The 19,431-nt window shown below is 58.4% G+C and carries 14 protein-coding genes; 8 read left to right on the forward strand and 6 right to left on the reverse strand.

Annotated features, from left to right (window positions below; all coding sequences use genetic code 11):
• Nucleotides 1-56: 56 nt before the first annotated feature.
• Together AC0V6K_RS10310 and AC0V6K_RS10315 are read left to right on the forward strand one after the other, a co-directional pair.
• Entirely contained in the window at nucleotides 57-3,458 is a 3,402-nt protein-coding gene (locus AC0V6K_RS10310; RefSeq protein WP_472621917.1) for a TonB-dependent receptor, read from the forward strand.
• Nucleotides 3,459-3,611: 153 nt separating this feature from the next.
• The gene (locus AC0V6K_RS10315) at nucleotides 3,612-5,630 is read left to right on the forward strand and encodes an alpha/beta hydrolase family protein (RefSeq protein ID WP_486172629.1); all 2,019 of its coding nucleotides are present in this window, start codon (nucleotides 3,612-3,614) and stop codon (nucleotides 5,628-5,630) included.
• 92 nt (nucleotides 5,631-5,722) lie between these two features.
• Here AC0V6K_RS10315 and AC0V6K_RS10320 read toward each other — a convergent pair whose 3' ends face one another.
• A complete protein-coding gene (locus tag AC0V6K_RS10320; protein ID WP_472621921.1) occupies nucleotides 5,723-6,232 on the reverse strand; it encodes a hypothetical protein in 510 nt (169 codons plus the stop codon).
• 325 nt (nucleotides 6,233-6,557) lie between these two features.
• On the opposite strand from AC0V6K_RS10320, the gene AC0V6K_RS10325 reads away from it, so the two are divergent.
• Both AC0V6K_RS10325 and AC0V6K_RS10330 read left to right on the forward strand, forming a co-directional pair.
• The gene (locus AC0V6K_RS10325) at nucleotides 6,558-8,597 is read left to right on the forward strand and encodes a TonB-dependent receptor domain-containing protein (RefSeq protein ID WP_472621923.1); all 2,040 of its coding nucleotides are present in this window, start codon (nucleotides 6,558-6,560) and stop codon (nucleotides 8,595-8,597) included.
• On the forward strand, nucleotides 8,515-9,531 hold the full coding sequence (locus AC0V6K_RS10330) for a TonB-dependent receptor domain-containing protein (protein ID WP_486172630.1): 1,017 nt from the start codon (nucleotides 8,515-8,517) through the stop codon (nucleotides 9,529-9,531). The genes AC0V6K_RS10325 and AC0V6K_RS10330 overlap by 83 nt, the downstream gene beginning before the upstream one ends.
• Before the next feature lie 150 nt (nucleotides 9,532-9,681).
• Here AC0V6K_RS10330 and AC0V6K_RS10335 read toward each other — a convergent pair whose 3' ends face one another.
• Genes AC0V6K_RS10335 through AC0V6K_RS10350 form a run of 4 tightly spaced genes read right to left on the reverse strand, consistent with a single transcriptional unit; the run spans nucleotide 9,682 to nucleotide 14,753 of the window.
• The gene (locus tag AC0V6K_RS10335) at nucleotides 9,682-10,599 is read right to left on the reverse strand and encodes a class I SAM-dependent methyltransferase (protein WP_472621927.1); all 918 of its coding nucleotides are present in this window, start codon (nucleotides 10,597-10,599) and stop codon (nucleotides 9,682-9,684) included.
• Nucleotides 10,596-12,326 carry a putative 2OG-Fe(II) oxygenase gene (locus AC0V6K_RS10340; RefSeq protein ID WP_486172631.1) on the reverse strand — a complete coding sequence of 577 codons (1,731 nt, stop codon included), beginning with the start codon at nucleotides 12,324-12,326 and terminating at the stop codon, nucleotides 10,596-10,598. Before AC0V6K_RS10340 ends, AC0V6K_RS10335 begins: the two co-directional genes overlap by 4 nt.
• Nucleotides 12,323-13,054, reverse strand: coding sequence for a 2OG-Fe(II) oxygenase (locus tag AC0V6K_RS10345; protein WP_472621931.1), 732 nt, complete (start codon nucleotides 13,052-13,054; stop codon nucleotides 12,323-12,325). The genes AC0V6K_RS10340 and AC0V6K_RS10345 overlap by 4 nt, the downstream gene beginning before the upstream one ends.
• A gap of 13 nt (nucleotides 13,055-13,067) precedes the next feature.
• Nucleotides 13,068-14,753 carry a 2OG-Fe(II) oxygenase family protein gene (locus AC0V6K_RS10350; protein WP_472621933.1) on the reverse strand — a complete coding sequence of 562 codons (1,686 nt, stop codon included), beginning with the start codon at nucleotides 14,751-14,753 and terminating at the stop codon, nucleotides 13,068-13,070.
• A gap of 161 nt (nucleotides 14,754-14,914) precedes the next feature.
• Between AC0V6K_RS10350 and AC0V6K_RS10355 the strand changes: the two genes are divergently transcribed.
• The 4 genes from AC0V6K_RS10355 (at nucleotide 14,915) to AC0V6K_RS10370 (ending at nucleotide 18,856) form a co-directional block, all read left to right on the forward strand.
• Complete coding sequence (locus AC0V6K_RS10355) at nucleotides 14,915-16,087, forward strand: acetyl-CoA C-acetyltransferase (protein ID WP_472621935.1); 1,173 nt, start codon at nucleotides 14,915-14,917, stop codon at nucleotides 16,085-16,087.
• Between the two features lie 27 nt (nucleotides 16,088-16,114).
• Nucleotides 16,115-16,900 (forward strand): SDR family NAD(P)-dependent oxidoreductase, encoded by a 786-nt coding sequence (locus AC0V6K_RS10360; protein WP_472621937.1) that lies wholly within the window; start codon nucleotides 16,115-16,117, stop codon nucleotides 16,898-16,900.
• A 23-nt stretch (nucleotides 16,901-16,923) separates the two neighbouring features.
• Nucleotides 16,924-18,000 carry an amidoligase family protein gene (locus AC0V6K_RS10365; RefSeq protein ID WP_472621939.1) on the forward strand — a complete coding sequence of 359 codons (1,077 nt, stop codon included), beginning with the start codon at nucleotides 16,924-16,926 and terminating at the stop codon, nucleotides 17,998-18,000.
• A 76-nt stretch (nucleotides 18,001-18,076) separates the two neighbouring features.
• A complete protein-coding gene (locus tag AC0V6K_RS10370; RefSeq protein WP_472621941.1) occupies nucleotides 18,077-18,856 on the forward strand; it encodes a hypothetical protein in 780 nt (259 codons plus the stop codon).
• A 3-nt stretch (nucleotides 18,857-18,859) separates the two neighbouring features.
• Here the strand turns inward: AC0V6K_RS10370 and AC0V6K_RS10375 are convergent, their stop codons facing one another.
• Nucleotides 18,860-19,354 carry a lasso peptide biosynthesis B2 protein gene (locus tag AC0V6K_RS10375; protein WP_472621943.1) on the reverse strand — a complete coding sequence of 165 codons (495 nt, stop codon included), beginning with the start codon at nucleotides 19,352-19,354 and terminating at the stop codon, nucleotides 18,860-18,862.
• Nucleotides 19,355-19,431 lie beyond the last annotated feature (77 nt).

Raw genomic sequence — 19,431 nt, forward strand, 5'->3', positions numbered from 1 at the left:
ACGTCGCGCTAGAGGATTTTGTGTGGTGAGCTTCGGTTGTCGCAACTGGAGTGATCATGAAAAAGTTTCACAGTAATTCTATGAAGGCGCTCGCCTTCTCCGCTTCGGCACTGGCTTTTGTCGTTGCTGGTCCGGCTCACGCCCAAGATCAGGGTGAAGAAGGCCAGGACGATGAAGACGAAGAGCAGGTTGAAGTCGCCAACGATGCATCGGGCAACCAGCAGCAGGGCGGTATCACCGTTACCGGTTCGCGTATTGTTCGTGACACCTACAGCTCGATTTCACCGCTTCAGGTTCTCAGCACCGAGAACCAGCAGTCGGTTGGTGCATTTGACCCGGCGCAGATCCTTCAGCGCTCGGAAAGCGCCGCCGGTCAGCAGATCGACGCAACCTTCCAGGGCTTCGTGCTCGACAACGGCCCGGGTTCGCAGACGCTGAACCTTCGTGGCCTTGGTGCAGACCGCACGCTGCTCCTTCTTAACGGCCGTCGCCTTGCACCTTCGGGTGTGGAGGGCGCGCCGACTGTGCCGTCGCTGAACCTGATCCCGTCGACGCTCGTTGACCGTTATGACCTTCTGCTCGACGGTGCATCGTCGGTTTACGGTTCGGACGCTGTCGCTGGCGTGGGTAACCTTGTTCTGCGCAAGGACTTTGACGGTCTTGAGCTTCAGGTAAACGGCAACATCAACCCGCAAGGTGGTGGCGACGACTACCAGATTAGCGGCGCATGGGGCCTGAACACGGACCGCGGCTTCTTCGGCATCGGCGCGGAATACGCTTTCCGCGACCTTGTTCAATTGCAGGATCGTGACTTCTTTAACCGTTGTAACACGCACTACGAAGTCGATCAAAATGGCAATATCCTGCAGACCGACCGTTCCGACAACGCGTTTATTCAGAACCGTACGCCAGGCGTGAGTGTTGCCGAGGACGAGTGTAAGGTCGCCGGTATTTCTGGCCGCGTCTTCATTCCGTTCACCAACCTTGGTTCGGTTTATTTCCCGGCTAACGGCAACATCGCCAACATTCCGGGTCTGAACTTCGGCGAATCGACCAACGCTTTCGGTGTTGATCTCGATACGAACAACGACGGCATCCGCGACGTCGACTTCCGTAACGTGAACGTTAACGGTTCGCCTGACGAGTTGCGTCGTGCGATCATCTCCGAGCAGGAGCTGATCAACGTCTTTGCCTATGGTGAATACACCTTCCCGGGCGAAGCGAACATCACGCCGTATTTCGAAGCGAACTACAGCCGCGCTGAAATTCGCAACCCGGAAGCCGGCAACCCGCAGATCTTCCCTACTGTACCCGATCTCAATGCCTTCAACCCGTGTAACTTTGTGACCGGTACTGGTGTTGACTGTCCGGCAGCGGATAACGCACTTCAAGGAGGCGCGTTTAACCCTAACGTCGGTCTCCCGCTTCCGGTTCAACCGATTGCGTCCATCCGTGGTGACCGTAACAACTTCGAAGTCCTGCAAGAGCAGTATCGCGGTGTGCTCGGTGTCCGTGGCGACCTGCCGTTCATCGGCTCGTCGTGGACCTTCGATATTTCGGGCGTTTATTCGCGTTCGGTCGGTACTTCGACCCGTAACGCGATCCGCGAAGACCGTCTTGCGCTTGCCTTGGGTATTGACCCTACGGGCGATTTTGACGGCGACGGTATCTTCGACGACAGCGGCGATGGTGTTGCGGACGATTACGATCCCAACGCCAACATCTTCGGCTTCTTCGGAAACCCTCTTTACATCGGTGCTTGTAACGGTGCTGGCCTTGCCAACCCTGGTGCAGCTGCCCCCGATCTGAACGCGGATCAATGTGTTCCTGTGAACCCGTTCGCTCCGAGCGTGCTTACCGGCGCCGTTGGCGACTTCGCCACTCAGGCCGAACGCGACTATGTGTTCGGAACGCGTAGCTTTGAAACGACTTACGAGCAGACGGTCATCAATGCGTACATAACCGGCGATCTGTTTGAACTTCCTGCCGGTCCGGTTGGTGTCGTGCTTGGTGCTGAGTATCGTGATGACACGATTGAATCGACACCGAACGTTGCTGCGGCAAATGGCCTGCTGTTCGCGTTCTTCTCGGACACTGGTGCAACCGGTTCGCGCGATATTTTCGAGGGCTTTGCCGAGGTCGATCTTCCGCTGATGGCTGGTAAGCCTTGGGTGGAAGAGCTGACCGTCAACGTTTCGGGTCGTCTTACCAATGACGAGTTCTATGGCACCAATGGTACCTACTCGATCAAGGGTGGCTGGCGTCCGGTTCCGTCACTGCTTCTCAAGATCAGCTACGGTACGTCGTTCCGCGCTCCAAACCTTCGCGAACTTTTCCTGGGCAGTCAGTCGGGCTTTACCGGCGTGTTTGACCCTTGTGCAGTTCCCGATGTGGCGTTCAACTCGCTTGCAGGCGGCTATGACCCGAACCTTGACCAGCGTGATCCTGTCACACTTCAGAACTGTATCCGTGAAGGGCGTGACCCAACTGCTGACGGCGTTGACGCTCAAGGCCTCGGTACGCTCCAAAGTCCAAGTGTCGAAGTCTTCTCCGGCGGTGTGATCACCAATGGCCTGGAACTAGATCCTGAAACGTCGACTTCGCTGACAGCTGGCCTCGCTTTTGAAGAAAGCTTCCCGAGTGGCTTCGATTTTGCGTTTAACTTCAACTACTACGACATCCTGTTGAAGGACTCGATCATCGAGCCGAGCGCACAGTTTATCGTCAATGACTGCTACACGCGTCAGGACGGGACCCGCAGCCAATTCTGTGACCGTATCCAGGTCGGTGGTGAGCGTAACCTTGTTAGTGACATCTTCCAGGGCTTCCTCAACCTCGATCAGGAATCGGTCCGTGGTATCGATATAAACGCGTCGATGGGCTATCCACTGCAGCTTGGCAGCAGCACGATTGATCTCGGCCTGAACATTCGGGCTAATCACCTGATCGAACGTTCAAGCCTGTTTACCAACGATGACGGTTCAGTTGCGACCGCTGATTTTGCCGGTGAATTCGGTTTCCCAAGCTGGACCGGTCGGATCACCTTCTCCGCCGATTACGAAGATTTCCGCTTCACCTGGCAGACTCGTTATGTCGGTGATGTTGAGCAGGATCCGATCGGTATCGATCCGCTTTCGGATGCGTTCGGCAACGGCCCTGACGGCACTCCAACAGGCTTCATCGGCGATACTTGTACGGGTGGCGGTTCCGCCAATGTGACTGGCGACGGTGTCTTCTGCCGCGACGTAGGTTTCGCAGATGAGTGGTTCGAGCACACCGCATCGGTGCGCTGGGACAACGGCACGATCCGTATCATCGCTGGTGTGACCAACATCTTCGACACCGCTCCACCACTGGTGGACACCAACGAAGTGTTCGGCATCAACAACATTCCGATCGGTAACGGCTACAACCTCGACGGTCGTGAATTCTTCGCTCAGCTGCTTTACCGCTTCTAAGCGAGCACGATCTGCTCAGTTGAGCTAAAAAAGGCGGCCTCTCGCACTTGTCGAGAGGCCGCTTTTTTGTTTATCTACTGCACAGGTGAACCGAGCGAGGAGGACGCGCGGTTCATTGGGTCAGAAATTCAATAACTCACAAGGTCCACACCTATGAAGATTTTTAAAGCTCCCTTGTTGGCGGCAATGGCTGGGGTGTCCGCACTTGGACTCAGCGTCGCCATTCCTTCAGAGACTCAGGCGCAAGCTGGTCAATCGCCTGTTCCTGTCGACGTATGGGCACTGCGCAATGTGGTGAACGCCGTTCAAGTCTCACCCGACGGGAAACACATCCTCGTTCACATCAACCCGTCAAAAGAAGGTGAATACCTTCTGATGATCTATAAGACGGATGATCTGAGCAAGCCCTTCCGCACTCTGAATGCAGACCCGATGGAAATCATCGGCGCGCAATGGGTCAGCAACAACGTCATTCTCGGCAATGCGTGGCAGGTGAAGCGCAAGAAAGTGAATGGGCCAGAAGATGATGTGCGTGAATACGCCCTTTTGACCTACAATCTTGAAGCCAACAAATTTAACCAGATCCGCGGCAGCTTCGGGCTCGAAAATCGCTTGCCTGGCAAGCCGAATTCAATCCTGATTTCGACGGGACGTGCCGTTACCGGGCAAAGCTCTGAAGTCGATCCTTTCCAGGCTTTCCGCCCTCGCAGCTACTACGAAGTCAACCTTGAAAAAGGCACTCGTAAACTGGTGACCAAGGGTACAACGTCCAACCCACGCATGTCATTCGACAATGAAGGCAATCCGCGTGTGCGCACCAGCTTCAATGGGACGACCAACGAAATCTCACTTGAGTTCCGTCTTCCAGGTGAGAGCCAGTGGCGTGACCACGGCATCTCATTTGATCAGGACGAATACGATGATCTGTACAAATCACTCGGCGGCCCCTGGGGTCCGGTTGGTTTTTCCGACACCGATCCTGAAATCGTCTACATGCTCGACTACCGCGATGGCGATGACAAAGCCGCTTTGTGGAAGTTCAACGCGCGCACTGGCGAGTATGTAGAGAAACTCTACGAAAACCCCAACGCTGACGTGATGAACATCATGACGCACTCGATCCCCGGCAACGAAAAGCTGGTTGCAGCGGTCTATCCTGGTGCGAAGTATGAGCGTCACTGGTTCGACGACGATGAGAAGGCGCTTTACGAAGCGCTTGAGCAGCAGATTCCGTTCGCGCACCAGGTCTCGATCACAAGCCGTTCTATGGATGGCAACACCATGATCGTTCAGAACAGCGGTCCGCAGGATCCAGGTTCCTTCTGGCTCATCAAAGAAGGAAAGATGGTAAAGCTTGGCAGCCGAAACCCCCAGCTGGTTCAGCAGAACCTCGCTGAAGTGAAGTACATTCGGTACAAAGCCCGCGACGGCCTAGAGATTCCTGGCTATGTGACCATTCCGAAAGGCGAGGGGCCGTTCCCACTGGTCGTACAGCACAATGGCGGGCCGCACGTGAACGCGGTGCAGGGCTATTCGGAAATGAGCCAGATGCTGGCCAGCGCAGGATACATGGTGTTCTACCCGCAAAACCGGATCTCGACCGGTTGGGGACAAAAGCACTTTGACGCCGGCTTTGGCGAGCACGGACTAGCCATGCAGGACGACAAGGATGATGGTGTTAAGTACCTGATCGACCAGGGTCTTGCCGATCCAGATCGTGTTGCGTTTTTTGGCTGGTCCTATGGCGGCTATGCCGCTTTGGTTGCGACCAGCCGTGAAGAACAGCTGTATCAGTGTGCTGTAGCCGTTGCTGCTGTGTCTGATCCTGCGAAGTCTTATCGTCAGCGCAGCGGAAGCCGATCCAGCCCGAAGGCGATTGACGAATGGGCGCAGCGTCGCGGCATGATTGGTATCAACCCGATCAATGAAGTCGACAAGATCAATATTCCGTTCCTGATGGTTCACGGTGATGTCGATCGTCGCGTGCTCTACTGGCACTACACTGACTATAAGAAAGCCGTCGAGAAGGCAGGTAAGGGCAGCTATGGTCAGTTCCTGACACTCAAGGGCGCCGATCACTTCGGCAACACCTTGATGTATGAGCACCAACAGCAATTCTACACCAAGCTCATCGACTACCTGAAGAACGACTGCGGTCCTGGCGGACTCTAACGGGTCAGCGGGTTCTGCAAGAACGCGAAATAGAGAGGGGGCGGACCAAAGCGGTTCGCCCCCTTTTCTTTGTCCTATAGACTACCGTTTTTCTATTGAATGCGCTTGCCTTTGACGCCCATCTGGCCGTCAATCCGGATGAAGAAAGTCCCAAGTGCGGCTTTCTTGAAAACAACATTGTGCCCGGCTTTCACCGTACGCAGGCGGCGAGGTGGGCGATTGATCTCCCAAATTGCGCCTTCCTCCGTCGTAAAGCGGATCTTCTTGGCAGAGAGATACCGCACACTGGTGATCGTAGTCTCGAGAAGCTCGCTTGCCTCTTTGTCCTCATCCGCATCGCGTTTCAAAACACCCACTTCGGGCACAGACAGGCCGAACAATTGACGTCGCGTGTTCCGAATATCTTCCTGATCAATGATCCGCACTTCGCCTGCGTCATTCGCGGCGACAATCTCGGCAACGGCAGCATCAAAACAGGCCAGTCGCGCCTCACCATCGGCAATCGACTGACACTTCTTCAACTTGTCGACATATTCACCCGATGGCTCCGGTGCGTCCTGCGCCGCAGCGGGAAAGGCAAGCACTCCCAGCGCGGCTGCCAAGATACAGCGCCGCGCTGCAGACCGTCCCTTTTTAAGCCGATTCGACCCCATTGTTGATTTCCCTCTCAAACTAAAACTTCATTGTCTGGCGGTGAATTTTACCGCCTCTCGTAAACCTTTTGTACACCCCCTCAGGGAGGCGGCCCAAGCCGGCGTTTACCACTGTAGCATCATTGCCACAGGTGTTACACAACGTTTCAGACAGACACAGCCTCAGATTGCGATTGGCATCGCGGATGTCATAAGCCCGCAACATCCGGGCGTTTGCCCGTGAATGTCGGACTCTGCCTGCCCAATGGACTGGGCATATACTAAGGGGACTAGAATGACTCGCTTTAACAAGAGCTCTTTGCTCGCAGGTACGATCATGGCCGGCGCCATGATTGCTACCCCGGCATATGCTCAAGACACCGAGACTGCTGAAGACGGTGCAACCGAAGACAATCGTATCATTGTCACCGGTTCGCGTATTCAGCAGCGCAACGTTGAGACTGCCGCTCCGGTGGCCGTTGTCGACGCTGAAGAATTCGAACTGTCGGGTACCGTCAACGTTGAGAACGTGGTCAACACGCTTCCTCAGGTTGTTCCGGGCTTCACCGCCAACTCGAACAACCCAGGTAACGGTGCTGCTACTCTGAACCTGCGTAACCTCGGCTCGACCCGTACGCTGGTTCTCGTCAACGGCCGTCGTTGGTTGTCATTCGACACCTCGCAAACGGTTGACCTTAACACCATCCCTAACTTCCTGCTTGAATCGGTCGACGTTGTGACCGGTGGCGCTTCCGCCGTTTACGGTTCGGACGCTCTCGCAGGTGTTGTGAACTTCCGCCTGAAGAAGGTTGAAGGTCTCGAAATGGGTGGCCAGTACTCGCTGACCCAAGAAGGCGACGGCGCCCGCTATCAACTGTACGGTGCGATCGGCACCAGCTTCGACGATGGCCGCGGTAACGCAACCGTCTTCGCTGAATACTACAATCGTGAAGACATCTTCCAGGGCGACCGTGAGTTCTCGAACTTCGCTCTTGGTGGTGAAACCTTCGACTTCCCGCTGATCCAGTTCGGTTCGTCGTCGGTTCTCGAAGGTCGTATCAACACGCCGGGTTCAATCGTGGTAGACGCTGCTGGCAACACCCTGCCGCTGGCACAGGGCCTTGTGATCGATGATGGTATCTTCGACACTCCAGGCACCCCGCGTCCGCGCGCAGGCGACACCTACAACTACAACCCGGTTAACTACCTGCAGATCCCGCAAGAGCGTTACCTGCTTGGTGGTTATGCTGACTACGAGTTCACCGATGGGCACCGCGCCTACACGGAAATCGCGTTCGTCAACAACCGCGTTGCAACCGAGCTGGCACCGACGCCGGCAACCGGTACGTTCCTGCTCGACATCGACACCGTGTCGCAGTTCCTCGATGCCAACACCATCGCCGAACTGAACACCCTCGATGCAAACGAAGCTGCTGCTGACGCTGCTCGTCTTGCCAACGGCCTTTCTTCGATCGGCCCGCAAGCTGAGCTTGGTGTTGTCAGCACCTTCCTTCAGCGTCGTATGCTCGAAGTTGGCGCACGTAATAACCTCGATGAGCGTAACGCATTCCGCGTGCTCGCAGGTGTTACCGGCGACATCACCGATAACCTGACCTACGATGCGTACTACATGTTCGCACGTACCCGTAACTCGAACATCCAGCAGGGTAACGTTTCGCGTTCCGCTCTGCAGGCTGGCTTCGACGGCACGGGCACTCCGATCAACATCTTCGGCGCGAACACTCTGACGCCGGAAATGGTCGATGCGCTCCGCATCCAAGCCCAAAACGGCGACATTTCCAGCGTGGAAGTGGCTTCGGGCTCGATCTCTGGCTTCCTCGGTGAGCTCACCGAAGGTGCTGGGGACGTAGGTTTCGCGGTTGGTGCTGAATACCGCCGTGTTGCTTCGCAGTTCATTCCTGACACAGCTTTGTCGTCGGGTGACGTGATCGGCTTTAACGCCGGTGAAGCAACCGAAGGCGCGTATGACGTACGTGAGCTCTTCGCTGAGCTTAACATCCCGATCATCGACAATGGCACGCAGCGTCTCGAACTGAACGGTGCAGCTCGTTATTCTGACTACTCGCTCGACGCAGTTGGTGGTGTGTGGACCTACGCCGGTGGCGTTGAGTTCGCTCCGATCAACGGTGTTGTCCTGCGTGGTCAGTACCAGCGCGCTGTTCGTGCACCGAACGTGGGTGAGCTCTTCGGTGGCCAGGCAATTGGCTTCCCAGGCGCAACTGACCCTTGTGGTGACCTCGGCGTTTATCGCAGCCAACCCGGGTGCGGACGCAACCTGTATCGCGACCGGTGTTCCTGCCAGCAACGTTGGTAACGCCGCTGTGATCCAGCTGAACGCTCAGATCCCTGCTCTGTTCGGTGGTAACCCGAACCTGGGTGAAGAAACTTCGACAAGCTGGACCGCTGGTATCGTTCTTCAGCCGGATGCAATTCCGGGTCTTACCATCACTGCTGACTACTTCGACATCTCAGTCGAAGACTTCATCACCGTTGCTGGTGGTGGTCTGCAGGGTCTTCTGGAACTGTGCTACGGCACGGCCCAGGATGTGAACGATCCGCTGTGTGCGCCATTCGTTGGCATTCGTAACGCCGACGGTGCGATCAGCGTCGACAACCCGCCGCTTGTGGCTGGTGTTAACGCTGCCGAACTGTCGACATCCGGTATCGACCTTCAGGTCAACTACCGCACGGATCTTCCGTTCTCGCTCCTGACCGACACCGGTTCGTCGCGCTTCAGCCTGACGTTCCTCGGCACCTGGACTGAGAGCAACCTGTTCACGCCGGTTGCCGCTATCCCGGACGACAACATCGAGTGTTCTGGCCTGTTTGGCGGTCGTTGTGGCGAGCCACAGGCTTCGTTCAAGTGGACCTCGCGCTTCAACTGGACCGACGGTCCGCTGACCACTTCGGTCCGCTGGCGTCACCTTTCGAGCGTGACCTCGGAAGACTCGGTCCTGAACGGCGGCGGTGTTGACTATGCATCGTTCGGCGGCATTGACGCGATCGACGCTTACGACCTGATCGACCTTACGTTCTCGTTCGACGCGAGCGAAAACGTGACGTTCGCAATCGGTGTCAACAACCTGTTCAACACTCTGCCGGGTGCTCCGGAGTTCGATGGCATCTTCGTCACGAACCGTCCGAACAGCCTCCTGCTGGGTGACAACCAAGAGCAGGCCAACACCTACCCGAGCACTTACGACGTGCTGGGTCGTGACTTCTTCGCTTCGGTTGCCTTCAAGTTCTAAGAACTGGCAATCAGTGAAACGAAAGGGGCGGCGGACTTCGGTCCGCCGCCCTTTTTCTTTGCTCAAATGAAAAGCGCGCCAGCGGTGAACGCGCGGCGCAAGAGAGCGCCTAGCATCACGCGAACCAGTGAGGCAGGATGGCTTTTTTGGTTATGCGTTGAAGGTCAGGAAGTCAGCCAAAGCACGGCCCGTCGGCTCCGAGACTTCTTGGGTTGATTGCAGCGTCAGTCCCAGTTTGGCGAACGCCTCAACGATTGTTGCACGATCATCGGCAGTTTCGCAGGCACGCTGCAGTGACGCGATACGCCCTGTTTCATTGGCGGCTTGCTCTTCAACCGCTGTGATCACTTCAAGAATACCCTCGGTGCCGTCATCTTTGCCCATCACAATTGCGCGGCGCATGGCTTCCGGGATTTCCCAGGCTGGGGTGTTTTGCCCAAACTTGTTGGCCCCCAGCATCGCTAGTGCGGCGCAGACCTGTGCCGCTGCGTCTGACCCACCATTGGGCGCAGTCAGTGCGTTGCGGACGACGGCGCCCACAGACTTCTCGGATATTGCCCAGTCAATCGCGGCGCTCCGGCCCAGATTATGCTCAAGGATTGGCCCGTCGCCGCGGTGGATCATCAGACCCACCTTGCCGGCAGGTGCCAACACGCGGGCAATCTCTTCCGCGATGGCGGCGACATCGCCGTATTCGAAGCCAAACTGGCTAACGACAGCGATCTGCGTGTCTGCGTCCAGTGGCAGGTCTTCCATCGCGATTCCGCCGCGCGTTTCCGTGCCTTCTGGCGCTTCCGGTAGGTCTGGGGCGAAGTCTATGCCGAACAGACTAAGATCATCCCGCTCGGCCCGCATCCAGCCCAGTACCCGGCCATCGCCCGTGGCGAGGTCAAGAACCGCTGCGCCTTTTGGTAGATCAGCAACAAACGACGCCCACATCGCGCGCTGTGCTGCTTCAATCTCGGCAGAGCGCGTGGGCAGGCAACCACCGGCGGTTGATCCGGCATTGTTCGCCCAAAAATCGCTCCACGCTGCGCGGTCTGCCGTTGCGGTTATGCTGTCACTCATGTGTTGGAGCCATTGCGTGTCACAACATCAAACGCAACCGTCATTCGCTCGGCCGACGCATCGCCCGCTGCGCCGAATGGCGTGGTGCCGTGATAGAGTGTGGAGGGAAACAGAGCGAGATGGCCTGCTTTGGGTTGGATGGTCCGCAAAGGTGGCAGGTCTAATCCTAGGTCTGGAGGTGGGCGCCCAATTTCTAGCCAGCCCAACTGCTCGGGCCCCTGTGCTGCCTCCGGCACGACCAGATAAAGCGCCGATGAGATGATGCCTTGCGGATGGATGTGCGAGGTGTGGTAGTCGCCCGCGCTGCCACCGCCGCCTGTCAGGCGCACGGACCATGAACCAGCCAATTGCCACGGTGTTTCGCGATGCCGCAGCAGCGGATGCGTATTGTCACGCGGAGTTAGTTCTGCGCGATACGCCTCAAGCGTGACGAGGATCGCCTCGTGCAGTTCTGCCAGAAGGGCTTCCGTCCGGTGGAATAGGATACCGCGTGTCTGCGTCCCGCCACGCAGTGATTGCCCCAATGGCATGGCCGACCCCGCGTGCAACACGCGCAGTTCGGCCACAGAATCATCTATCAGTCCGTCACGGCCAACGAGCGGCTGAAACTGCACGAGGCCGGCTTGCTCATGAAGCCAATCCCCGCGCGCATCGTCCGCAACCCGCCACGCGATACCGCGCAGCGCCCATGCGGAGATGTCCCACGGATTGGCAGCCAAGGCCTGATCAAGCAGCGCCTGCGCCTTTTCAGTGTCACCCGCACGGATATGGTGGCGTGCCTCATGCGTGCTGCGTAGAGCGCTCTGGACGGGCAATTGTGCGAAGATCGCATCAGCCCGGTCCCATTCACCCGCAGACCCTGCATGGATCGCTTCGAGCAGCGCGAAATGCGGCTCATTGGGAAAACGGACACGCGCCTCTGCGGCCACCTCTGCGGCTTCCTTGGCGTAGTCGAGCCCGGCAAACACCTCAGCGTGCGAAGCAGCGATATTGGGATCTTGCGGCGCCCGTGCGGCGGCTTGCGCGAAAGCGGCAGTGAAGTCCGCTTCTCCTGCTGCCAGCTTCAGGCCGGTGAGAAATTCCAGCGCCGCGATAAAGCTGGGGGCCTGACCGCAAATCTGCTCTGCAATCGTGCGGGCCCCGGTGATATCGCCCGTCACTTCGAGCGCTTGGGCCTTACCGAGCCATAAATCCGCATCACCGGAATTGACTGCCAGCGCCGCATCAAAGCGTGCAACGGCATCGGCCTCTCCACGCTCGAGCGCGACCCGCGCCCGCCCATGTAAAGCGCGCGGATGGCGCGGGTCGATGGCGAGCGTGGCATCATACCACTTGGCTGCCTCCGCTGGCCGCCCCAGGCTGCGCTCCGAAAGCGCCCGCACGCTGCCATAGCGCGTTGTGCTGCGCGCGGTCCTCTCGTGGGGGAGCAGCGCCGCGAGCGCGTCTGCGTGGCGTTCCAATCGCTGCAAGGCGATGGCGTGATTGAGTGCGTAATCGACGTTGCCGGGATCCGCAGAACATGCGGCGCCAAAATGCTGAGCGGCGGCCTGAGCATCGCCAGCCTTCAGGGCCAAATCGCCCGCAGCATCTGCCAATGGCGCATCTTTAGGAAAGGAGAGGCGGGCGGCCTCCACAATCGAGCGCGCGCCTGTAACATTGCCCGATTGCATCGCCATGCGCGCTTTTACAAGCGCTTCAGCGGCTGATTGAGGCGCGGTAGCGGTCATACCGTTCGCAGCCATCCGGTCACTGCTATGCGGCCAACCGGTGCAAACGGCGGCACATAGCTGACCAAATGCGATTGCGGCACTTTGAACAGATTTAGCGCGTTGAAACGTGGGCGGAACCCCTCGACAACGTCGCCCTCCTCGTCGAGGAACATAAGGTAGCCGCCCCAGTCAGGATGCCAGTCTGGCGGAGCGAAGTTGAGCACGTAGGCGACTTCCCACCCTTCGGCGACATGGCTGTCGATATGGCGGCCAAGGTAATGGTTGGGCGCGAACAATGTCGCTTGACCGTCGGCTTTGATAAGCCCGTCGATGCCGGTCACGTCGCGCGCTAGGCCCATGAATTCTTCAGCGTTGATATGTTCCAGCAGCACCTCGTGCGCGCCGCCGGGGTCCCATCCGTCCTGCATGGCTTTGACGATAGGGTAATGGGCAAAGCGGAAGCCATATTCACCGCGCGAAGAGTTTTCCTGTGCGCCCATCGCGGCGGCGTTCACCCGCTGCGCGCCTTCGGGTGTCTGCACTTCTTCCATGCGAAAGCTCTGGCGGTTCTCGTCACCTGCACCCGTTGCCATGCCCCACGGCGTGCCCTTGGTCAGCACCGACAGCATCTCGCGCGCAGTTTCCTCGGTCAGGACATCGCGGATCTGCACCCGGCCTGTTTCTGCAAAACGCTGGGCGAGGGCAGGACGGTCGAGCGCCGGATTGAGTTCGAACAGCTTCTTCATGTCGTTCCGGCGTTTAGCGGGGTTCGGCGGCAACGTCGAACGCCACAGTCAACCTCTCCGCAGTCTCGAACGGGGTGGTGTTGTGATAAAGCGTAGATGGGAACAGCGCGAGATGCCCTGCCTGTGGTTGGATCACGCGCAGGGGAGGCAGATCGAGGCCGAGGTCCGCCGGTGGCCGCCCGAGTTCGAGCCATCCACGCTGCCCTTCGTCTTGAACCTCGTCGGGGACCACCAGATAGAGCGCACTTGAGACGATGCCTTCCGGATGGATGTGCGAACGATGATGTCCGCCATCTCCGGTCATGCGGACGGACCAAGCACCCGTGATCCGCCATGGCGTATCAAGATGGCGAAGGAGTGGGTGGGTCCCGTCCTGATCTGACAATCCGGCGCGGTATCGCTGCAAGGCCTTTCGGGCCGTCTCATGCAGCTCGGCGAGCGCCGGGTCCGCGCGCTGGAACAGTGCGCCGCGAGTTTGCGTGCCGCCGCGCAGGGCTTGTCCGAGGTGCATTGTCGAAGCCTCATGAAGCTTGCGCAAAGACCGCGCGGCCTTGTCGATCAGGCCAGAGCGCGCATTAAGCGGTATCAGTTCTACCATCCCAGCCTGTTCGTGCAGCCAGTCGGTGCGCGGATCGTCCAGCAAGCGCCACACGATCCCGCGCAGCGACCAGCCATCGATGCTGTCGGGCTTGTCGATCAGAAAGTGCTCCAGCAATGCCTCAGCACGATCAAATTCGCCTTGGCGCACGAGGTGCCGGGCGTGGTGGACATCGCAGTCATTTCCCGCTGCAGAACCACTTTCGAAGATTGCGTTCGCGCGTGCTTGGTCTCCTGCTGCCCCGGCATAGACCGCCTCGAGCATCGCGAAATGAGGTTCATTTGGGAAGGCGGTGCGGGCGTGCGCAGCGACCTCCACCGCCTCTTCCTCTCGGTCCATACCGGTGAGCGCGATGCACCAACTCGATGGGATATTCGAATCCTCCGGTGCACGCTTCATCGCTTCGGCGTAGTGAGACGCAAACTCCTCTTCCCCGCGCGCATGGCGCAATTGCGCTTTCAAATGCAGGGCATCGGTGAGCTGCGGATGGGTGGCTGTGACCCGATCCAGCTGTTCGATCGCGGCGTCAAAATCGCCCGCCATCTCCAAGGCTTGCGCTTTGCCCATCTGGACCATCGGATTGCCCGGATCGACCGACAGCGCCTTGTCGAACCGCTTCACGGCGCTGCTTTCGCCGCGTTCGAGCGCGACGTTGGCTCGGCCCACCAGAGCCTTGGGCCGTTCTGGTTCAATTTTGAGAGCCCGGTCATACCAAACGGCAGCTTTTGCTCCGTTGCCAGCGCCGCGTTCCGCATTGGCGCGGGTGGAGCAGTAGTGTGCATAGCGCGCGGCTTTCTTCTCCACCTTGGTCAAAACGGCCAGCGCTACGGAATTGTGGCCCGACTCGGTCAGCGCGATTGCCTGATCTACGGCATGATCAAAGTTTTTGGGCTCTAGAGAATGAGCTCTCCCGAAATGCTCCGCCGCCACGTCCGGACGTCCCTGCATCATAAGGACGCTGCCAGCCGCATGTTCGAGCAACGCAGATTTGGGGTGGGCAGCCAGCCCGCTTTGTAAGGCGTTGAGCGCCCCCATCGGATCACCCATCTGGGTGGCTGCGCGCGCTTTGTCGTACCAGTCCTCTGGCGAAAGTCCGATCATCGGCCTCAATGTCTCCCGTCCGGTACAGGTGATAACCGGCGCAAGGCGGTGGGCAAGGGCGATTGGCTTCAAATCGCCGTTTTGTTCGCTTGATTTGCTCCTCTGGCTCCCATAGGTCGGTTGCAGAGAGCAACGTTTACGTAAACGAGAGGATGCCCCCCATGGCCACAGCCTATATCGTCGATGCCGTTCGCACTGCTGGAGGCCGCCGCGGCGGTCGTCTCGCTGGCGTTCACCCTGTTGATCTGCTCGCCAAGTCGCTTGATGCGGTGGTCGAGCGCAGCGGGATCGATCCCAACGCGGTTGACGATGTTGTGACTGGCTGTGTCACGCAGGCGGGTGAGCAGGCGATGCAGGTTGGCCGCATGGGCGTGCTGGCTTCCAAGCTTCTGCCGCAGTCGACTCCGGCAGTTTCGATTGATCGCCAGTGCGGTTCCTCTCAGCAGGCTATTCAATTCGCTGCCCAAGCCGTGATGAGCGGCACGCAAGATGTTGTTATCGCCAGCGGCGTTGAAAGCATGAGCCGCGTGCCAATGGGCTCGAACGCAACCTTCCACATGAAGGAAGGTCTTGGCCACTACATGTCGCCCGACATCCAAGCGAAGTATCCTGGCGTGCAGTTCAGCCAGTTCATGGGCGCAGAGATGATCGCCAAGAAGCATGGCATGAGCAAGGACGAGCTCGACCAGTTTGCTCTGGAAAGTCACAAACGTGCCATCAGCGCGACCGAGGCGGGAGCGTTTGAGAACGAGATTGTGCCCGTCGAAGTGGAAACACCTGAAGGCGTTGAGATGCACACGGTGGATGAAGGCATCCGCTTTGACGCGACTTTCGAAGGGATTGCAGGCGTCAAACTGATCGACCCCAACGGCATGGTCACCGCTGCGTCTGCTAGTCAGATTTGCGACGGTTCGAGCGCAGTTCTGGTGGTGAGTGAAGAGGCGTTGAAGGCGCATAACCTTACCCCCATGGCGCGCATTCACAACCTGACCGTGACGGCGGGTGATCCGGTTATCATGCTTGAAGAACCGCTGTTTGCAACCGATCGCGCCCTTGAACGCGCCGGTATGAAAATGGCAGACATTGATCTTTATGAAGTCAACGAAGCCTTCGCTCCGGTCCCGCTTGCATGGCTCAAGCACACTGGTGCCGATCCCGAAAAGCTTAACGTACACGGCGGCGCAATTGCGCTGGGTCACCCGCTCGGCGCATCAGGCACCAAACTGATGGCGACGCTGGTCCACGCGCTGAAGCGTCACGACAAGAAATACGGCCTGCAAACGATGTGTGAAGGCGGCGGTGTCGCCAACGTAACCATCGTGGAATCGGTCTAAGCCCTTCAATCTGAGAGGAAAATCATAATGGAAGTTTCTGCAAATACCCCCGCAGTCGTCACCGGCGGTGCATCGGGCCTTGGCGCTGCGACTGCGCGCGCTCTGGCTGCCAAAGGTGCAAAAGTCGCCATCTTCGACATGAATGAAGAGAAGGGCGAAGCGATGGCTGCCGAAATCGGCGGCATCTTCTGCAAGGTCAATGTGACCAGCGACGAAGACGTTGACGCAGGTTTCGCCAAGGCGCGTGAGGCGCATGGCCAGGAGCGCATCCTCGTCAACTGCGCAGGCATCGGCAACGCGATCAAAACCGCCAGCCGCGACAAGCAAAGCGGAGAGATCAAACATTTCCCGATCAGCGCGTTCGACTTCGTCATTCAGGTCAACCTGATCGGCACGTTCCGCTGCATCGCCAAATCGGCCGCAGGCATGATGAGCGTTGACCCGATCAACGAAGACGGTGCGCGCGGCGCGATCGTCAACACCGCTTCGGTTGCTGCTGAAGACGGCCAGATGGGTCAGGCGGCATATTCTGCGTCCAAGGGCGGCGTGGTTGGCATGACGCTCCCCATCGCGCGCGATCTGATGCGCGAAGGCATCCGCGTGAACACCATCCTGCCGGGTATCTTCGAAACCCCGCTGATGAATGCTGCACCGCCGCAGGTGAAAGAAGCGCTCGCTGCAAGCGTTCCGTTCCCCAAGCGTCTTGGCAATCCGGACGAATATGCGCGTCTCGCCATGACTATGATCGAGACCGGTTACTTCAACGGCGAAGATGTCCGCCTCGACGGCGCGATCCGTATGGCGCCGAGGTAAACAACACGATATCGAAGCCGACCATGACAGTGCACTTAAACTGGAAAGTCGGCTTCGAGATTGAGATGATGGCTCCGCCGGGTTCGTCTCGGCGCGAGCTCGCAGAGAAGTTGGCGGCCCGCATTGGCGGTGCCGCCACTCGCATTTTTCACCCTGAGTCCGAGCATTCGGCTGTTCCCGGCACCCCGATTTTCGAGAATCTTACGCTCGGTTATCGCGTAACGGACAGCGAGGGCGCGTGGGTGTGCGATTGCGTCGATGATCTGACGCTTCAGGCAGACTTCGATAAAGAGGCGAGGCCCAAGCCCGATTGGTATCGCATCGTGAGTGACGATTCTCGTCTGCTGCGGCTGCTGGAGCGGCAATGCGACCCCACGATGCCGCTCGAGACGGTGCTCGACCCGGCTGCAGTGTTGTTTGGTGTCGAAGTTGAGAGCCACCCCGAAGGCATGATGAAGCTGACTGACACGCGCGGGGCCACCATAGCAATCGGTGCGCCCTTGCCAGGTGAGCGCGAGCGGCCTTGTGAGCTCGTCACGGCGCCCATCGCCAGCGATCATCATACAGCGCTCGATACGTTGCTCGAAGATGCCCGCGCGCTTGGCTTCTCACTACCCAAAGAGAGTGCAACCCACATCCATTTCGATGCCGCTCCACTGCGTTCGGCGCACTTTATCAAACGCTTTGTCGAAACCATCAGCCGGTTCCCGATGGAATTGCGCACGCTGATGCAGGCCAATGCCAATTGCGTGCGGATGGGTGGATGGCCTCCCGAACTGGCCAAAGCGGTGGCCAAGCCCGATTTCCTGACCAACAGCTGGGACGAGGTTCGCGCGACACTGTTGGGCACAGGCATCACCAAGTATTGCGACTTCAATCTGGTCAACATGGTCAACCAGACGGACGGCAAAGACACCGTCGAAGTGCGCATTTTACCGGGACTGATGGACACTGGCACAATCCTGTCCTGCGCGGCGTTTTTCGAGGCTCTGCTGCGTTGGTGCGACGAAGGATCAGAGCCAGTGCCGGAGACGTTTGATGGCTTGCTGGCCACGCTTACGCTCGCACCCGACGTCAGAAGTTTCCTGACTAATCGCTAGTATTTCTTGCAAGCCCCCGTTCAGCCTGTAGGTCTCAGATTGGTGGAGGCAACAAAGCAAAGGGGGAGTCATTATCATGGCTACAAAAACTAAATCATTGAAAATGGCATTGGCGCTTTTGATGAGCGCTTCGGCAGGAACGCTGGCGATTGCGACGCCTGTGAGCGCGCAGGATCAGGCGGATTTCGAACGTTATGCCGCATCGACTTACAATTACTGTGATGCGAAGCTGATCGGTGCGATTTTTGATCGCGATCCGTGGGGCGGGAAGATCATCATTGGTCAAAAAATCGCCAATGGCATTGGATCGAATATCCCGCTGATGCTGCGTGAAAGTCGCACTCAGGGCAACAAGTGCGGCTGGCAGGATCTACCACACAGTTACAGCGATGCTGAAAAGCTGGGCCGGTATTGGGGAACAAGCACTTGGGAAGCCAAGACCAAAGCTGCTGCCTACTACACTGCTGGCAGGCCCAAGGTCGTTGCGCAGGCTCTGGCGAGCGCGAGCGATGACGAGCAGCGTCAGTCAGCCGCTTTGTCGACCTTCTTCAATTCCGGTTTCACCTATTGTGACGCCCAGATGATCGGCGCGTATTTCACGCAGGACGCCTATCAGGGAAAATTGTTCATCGGCAGCAAGATCAAGGCTGGATTGATCAGCAACGTTCCTTGGTATCTGGATCGCGCCCGTGAAGGCGGTGCCAAATGCGCATGGGGCGAAGTTGGCTATAGTTACGAAGACGCTGCGCGTCTCGCCAGCCTGTGGGGCCAGAATGTCGGCGACACAAAGACCACGATCGCCCAACTGGTGACCGCAGGCCGCTCAGACATCGTTGACGCTGGCCTTGGCCGCTAAAACCTAATCGCCGGGTCCGCTCAGGAATGAGCGGACCACGGTGTAGCGGCCAAAAGAATGGCCGCCTGTTACCGCGAGAGATCCGGACATTACCCACGCATGCGCGTCCAGCGCGTCGGTGTCCGGTTCGCGGCGGATCCCGAAGGACAATGCGTGCGGCACTTTGAACAGCCGCAAAAACAGCCGTGCGACCAAAGCCTGCGGGTAACAATTGGCCGATTCCGGGCTGTATCGCACCGCTGTGGCAATCGCCTGTTTTACCCAGCGTGCGCGCTTGGTTTGGACTTCGTTTACAAGAGGGATTGCGGGGCTGACCCCTTGGTCTTTGCCAAACACTTTGACCAGATGTCGCAAAGGGATGGTCATCACCGCCAGCCGTGCGGGCCAGAGCAACAACCATGCGCATCCGGTCAAAAGCGTCACACCGAAAGGTCTAGACGTCGCCGCGCGAGCCTTTCTCAGCGCTTTGGCAAACAGGGTTGGCTCGGGCGATGTCATGAAACAGGACTATGGCCTTTGCTTGTTTCGCGCAATGCAATCGCCTAACGCTCCGCCTCGCAGGGTTGGGGAAAGGG

The sequence above is a fragment of the Erythrobacter sp. S43 genome, from assembly GCF_057364955.1.

What these genes read in the sequence shown, in the direction of transcription:
- AC0V6K_RS10340 (WP_486172631.1), bottom strand. Translation starts at nt 12,326, where the DNA reads ATGACCGCTACCGCGCCTCAATCAGCCGCTGAAGCGCTTGTAAAAGCG.
- AC0V6K_RS10325 (WP_472621923.1), top strand. Translation starts at nt 6,558, where the DNA reads ATGACTCGCTTTAACAAGAGCTCTTTGCTCGCAGGTACGATCATGGCC.
- AC0V6K_RS10360 (WP_472621937.1), top strand. Translation starts at nt 16,115, where the DNA reads ATGGAAGTTTCTGCAAATACCCCCGCAGTCGTCACCGGCGGTGCATCG.
- AC0V6K_RS10370 (WP_472621941.1), top strand. Translation starts at nt 18,077, where the DNA reads ATGGCTACAAAAACTAAATCATTGAAAATGGCATTGGCGCTTTTGATG.
- AC0V6K_RS10350 (WP_472621933.1), bottom strand. Translation starts at nt 14,753, where the DNA reads ATGATCGGACTTTCGCCAGAGGACTGGTACGACAAAGCGCGCGCAGCC.
- AC0V6K_RS10315 (WP_486172629.1), top strand. Translation starts at nt 3,612, where the DNA reads ATGAAGATTTTTAAAGCTCCCTTGTTGGCGGCAATGGCTGGGGTGTCC.
- AC0V6K_RS10355 (WP_472621935.1), top strand. Translation starts at nt 14,915, where the DNA reads ATGGCCACAGCCTATATCGTCGATGCCGTTCGCACTGCTGGAGGCCGC.
- AC0V6K_RS10335 (WP_472621927.1), bottom strand. Translation starts at nt 10,599, where the DNA reads ATGAGTGACAGCATAACCGCAACGGCAGACCGCGCAGCGTGGAGCGAT.
- AC0V6K_RS10365 (WP_472621939.1), top strand. Translation starts at nt 16,924, where the DNA reads ATGACAGTGCACTTAAACTGGAAAGTCGGCTTCGAGATTGAGATGATG.
- AC0V6K_RS10345 (WP_472621931.1), bottom strand. Translation starts at nt 13,054, where the DNA reads ATGAAGAAGCTGTTCGAACTCAATCCGGCGCTCGACCGTCCTGCCCTC.
- AC0V6K_RS10375 (WP_472621943.1), bottom strand. Translation starts at nt 19,354, where the DNA reads ATGACATCGCCCGAGCCAACCCTGTTTGCCAAAGCGCTGAGAAAGGCT.
- AC0V6K_RS10310 (WP_472621917.1), top strand. Translation starts at nt 57, where the DNA reads ATGAAAAAGTTTCACAGTAATTCTATGAAGGCGCTCGCCTTCTCCGCT.